The sequence below is a fragment of the Nocardioides stalactiti genome, from assembly GCF_014180715.1.
GTDB lineage: Bacteria > Actinomycetota > Actinomycetes > Propionibacteriales > Nocardioidaceae > Nocardioides > Nocardioides stalactiti.
Genome location: NZ_JACEFC010000182.1, coordinates 2145 through 5496, shown reverse-complemented (window position 1 = coordinate 5496; position 3352 = coordinate 2145). Strand labels below are relative to the sequence as shown.

The window sequence follows — 3352 nt, the reverse complement described above, 5'->3', positions numbered from 1 at the left end:
CGATGCTGCCGGCACCGGGGCCGCCACGCAGCCAGTCGTTGCCAGCGCCGCCACGGATGCGGTCGTTGCCCTTGGCGCCGTTGACGAAGTCCGCCCCGTCGCCGAGGAGCGTCACGTCGTTGCCGGCGTCGGTGAGGACCCACATGCGGAACTTGGCGGGCAGCGAGCTGCCGTCGGTGAAGTCGTTGCCGAGGCGCGGCCAGATCTGGATGAACATGCGGCCGTCGCGGAAGCGCGGCGGGATCTTGCAGACCGCGGAGACGCCCTTGCGGACCTGCTCGCGCACGCAGCGGTCGGGGAGGCCGCCCTTGAAGGAGCCGGTCCGGGTGTCGCGGAACCGGATCGACTGGCGCGACTCGACGTACTTCACCGTGAGGTGCTGGTCGTGCTGGCCGGAGATGTAGACCGGGCCGAACTTGGAGTAGCGGATGATGGCCTGTCCGCCGAGGTCGCTGACGCCTGCGTCGCCGGGGCCGAGCATCAGCGGCGGGCGGTCTGCCGAGGCAGGGGCGACACCGACTGCGAGCAGGGCGACGAGGCTGACGAAGATCGTGGTGATGGAACGCATCAGGGAGGTTCCTCCTGGTGTGAGACTCCAACGACCATAAGGTGAATTCCCTGGAGCGCGAATTCGCCGGTTGAGACGTGGACCACAGGGGCGAGCGCGCAGCGGCCACCTCGACGCCGCCCGCGGGAGAGAATCTGGTACGCCGTGAGAGGATCACCCGCGTGAGATCTGGGGTGCGCTGGGTGGTGCCGGTGGCGGCGCTGCTCGCTGCGGGATGCAGCGGCCCGGACGAACCGTTCTATCCGCCCGACCCGGACGTCGCGGCCCTCTCCACCGACTACGACCCGTCGCTCGAGGCCTCCGCAGCGGTGCTCGCGCTCGTGCCCGCCGAGGCGACCACGCTCGAGGTCACCGACTTCGACCAGCTGCGGCTCACCCTCGGGTTCGGCGCGCTCGACCGGACGTCACCGCCCGGCGATCGTGCCCGCTTCTGGCGAACCGTCGCGCGCGCGGCGACCCTCTCGCAGGGCCTGCTCCGCCCCGCGGAGCCCGACCTGAAGTCCTACGGCTTCGGAGCCGACGACGTCGCGTGGGAGGCGACGTACGGCGCCGGGGCCGACGGCTGGGTGATCGCGTTGCACGACGACGTGCTGCTGGGGGAGGTGCAGCGCGCGATCGACGACCGCGTCGGCCCGCTCGCCGGCGCCCAGCTCGACGTCGAGCGGCTGGTCATCACCTCCGGCACGCCGCCGGAGGGCGAGGACAGCTGGGCGGCGCTCGAGGAGGTCGTGCCGCTCGTCGGCCAGGAGGCCAACGCCACGTACGTCGAGCGTGCCTGCCTGCCGTTCGACACCGTCTTCGGAGCCGGCATGGAGGCCCAGCTCGCCGAGGCACCGCGGCTCGCGCTCGACGCTCTCGACCCGCTGACCGGCTACTCCGTGGCGCTCGGCGCCGACCTGGTCACCGTCCGCCTGGGCGAAGCGCGCAACGATGCCTTCGACCGGCTGCGCCTCTCCGAGGTGATGCCGGCGATCCGGCCCGAGTTCGGCGCGGGCTTCACCCGGGGGGTGGCGGACCCGTCGACGGGTCGTCTCGGCTACGACCTCCAGCGCCCGACGGCGGCGGTCGAGCTCATCGCGGACCGGCACCTGCCGTTCGCCGTCTGCAGCACCGACTGACGCTGCGGGCTCAGGTCAGGCGCGTGCCTTGAGCGCGTCGTACTGGCTCTTGTCGTGGGCGCAGAAGGCGGTGACCTCGTCGGAGTGCGTCGCGAGGAGCTCCTGGAGTCGCTCGGTGTTGGCCTTGCGCTGCTTGTTGGAGATCGCCATCACGACCTGGAAAGCGGCGAGGCTGCGGTTGCAGGACGCGGGGGTCTGCACCTGCCCGCCGTCGAAGTACGCGTCGCCGGCGTGGAGCAGCCAGTGGCCCGCGTCGTCGCGGACCGCGACCCCCGCGTGACCGCGGGTGTGGCCGACCAGCGGGATGATGACGACGTCGTCGTCGAGCGCGGTGACCGACGGGAAGCCGAACCACTCCTCACCCGACTCGGCGTGCTGGACCCAGGCCGGTCCGTGCGCCCACTGGGCAGAGACGTAGCGCGCCTTCTCGCGCGCGGTGGGCTTCGACGCCGCCTCGAGCTCGGGACGGTGGACGTGGACGCGGGCCTTGGGGAAGTCCGCGAGCCCACCGGCGTGGTCGAGGTCGAGATGGGTGACGGCGATGTCGGTCACGTCATCGGGCGAGAATCCCAGCGCCTTCACCTGCGCGAGCGCGGTCTCGCCCGGGTCGAGGACCGGGCGTACGACGAGCTGGAAGGGCTTGCCGAGCCGCCCCGGGTCGGCGAGGTCGCTGGTCCCGAAGCCGGTGTCGACCAGGAGCAGGCCGTCGGCACGCTCGACCAGCAGGACGTGGGCGACCATGGGAGGCGACAGGGCCGGCCGCATCGTGGCGCAGTTGAGGTGGTGGATCCGCACGGCGTCATCCTGACAGGTCGCAGGGGCCTCAGGTCGTCTCGAGGCCGTGCAGGTTGCGCGCCGTCGGCGAGGTGGGGACGGTGGCCGGGTCCGGGTAGGTGCCGAACAGCCGGTCCGCGGTCGCCGCGGTGGTCACGGTGAACCAGTAGTGCTCGCTCTTGTAGTGGTGCAGGCGGTGGTTGCGCCACACCGAGCGGAACCACTTCGACCGCGGCCGGTAGTCGCTGTGGAGCAGGTAGTGGGTCCACTCGTACGCCGAGAGGATCACCAGGTCGGCGACCAGCAGCGTGAAGAGCGAGGACCAGGTCGGCGTGACCGCCCAGGCGATGAGGAACGCGCCGGGCCCGAGCGCGAGCTCGACCTGCCACGGGATGAAGACCAGCGGGATCGACCGCGGGTCCCGGTGGTGGGCGCGGTGCTTGCGGGAGAGCAGCGGGTCGATCTTGATGCCGGCGATCCGCCGAGGCTTCCAGTGCAGGATGAAGACGTGGATGCCCCACTCCACGACGGGGAGGAGGGCGACCAGCAGCACGGGGAGCAGGAGCTCCCACCACTCGCCGGGGCCGGCGAGGACGCGGCCGACGACGGCCGCCCCGAGGTAGGTGCCGAGGATGTAGGGCGAGGGATGCTTCCAGAACTCGACGAACACCTCGCCGAGCGACTGGCTGCTGCGCCGGCTCCCGGTGATCCGGGACTCGTCCTTCTCGACCTGCTGCTGCGCGAGCTGCTCGACCTGCTCGACGGGGTTGGTCGCCATCACTGGTCTCCTTCGACGGGGCTGCTGAGCGCGGTGAAGGCGCTCAGGAGGGCGGTGTTGGTGGGCGCGAGCACCCGCTCGGCCGCGGCCCGCGCGGTGGCGGGGTCACCGGCG

5 protein-coding genes (1 of these 5 running past the window's edge) are annotated in these 3352 nt (G+C 71.7%); 1 reads left to right on the top strand and 4 read right to left on the bottom strand.

The genetic code is table 11. The features are described from left to right. A partial coding sequence (locus H0487_RS21560) for a hypothetical protein (RefSeq protein ID WP_183096274.1) occupies positions 1-568 on the bottom strand: 568 nt, incomplete at its 3' end. Between the two features lie 161 nt (positions 569-729). Here H0487_RS21560 and H0487_RS21555 point away from each other — a divergent pair. Beyond that, positions 730-1686: a hypothetical protein gene (locus tag H0487_RS21555; protein WP_183096273.1), complete on the top strand. Its 957-nt coding sequence runs from the start codon at positions 730-732 to the stop codon at positions 1684-1686. Between the two features lie 15 nt (positions 1687-1701). Here the strand turns inward: H0487_RS21555 and H0487_RS21550 are convergent, their stop codons facing one another. The 3 genes in view from H0487_RS21550 to H0487_RS21540 are tightly spaced (at most 43 nt apart) and all read right to left on the bottom strand, a layout consistent with a single transcriptional unit that may run on beyond the window. Then, a complete protein-coding gene (locus H0487_RS21550) occupies positions 1702-2481 on the bottom strand; it encodes an MBL fold metallo-hydrolase (protein WP_183096272.1) in 780 nt (259 codons plus the stop codon). A 28-nt stretch (positions 2482-2509) separates the two neighbouring features. Further along, positions 2510-3238, bottom strand: a complete 729-nt coding sequence (locus tag H0487_RS21545) for a sterol desaturase family protein (protein ID WP_183096271.1) — start codon at positions 3236-3238, stop codon at positions 2510-2512. 43 nt (positions 3239-3281) lie between these two features. Next, positions 3282-3352 carry the final stretch of a FadR/GntR family transcriptional regulator gene (locus H0487_RS21540; protein WP_246384206.1) on the bottom strand. The gene runs 643 nt beyond the window's last position, so only the last 71 of its 714 coding nucleotides appear in the window; its start codon lies beyond the right edge, outside the window — the gene reads right to left on this strand; the stop codon is at positions 3282-3284.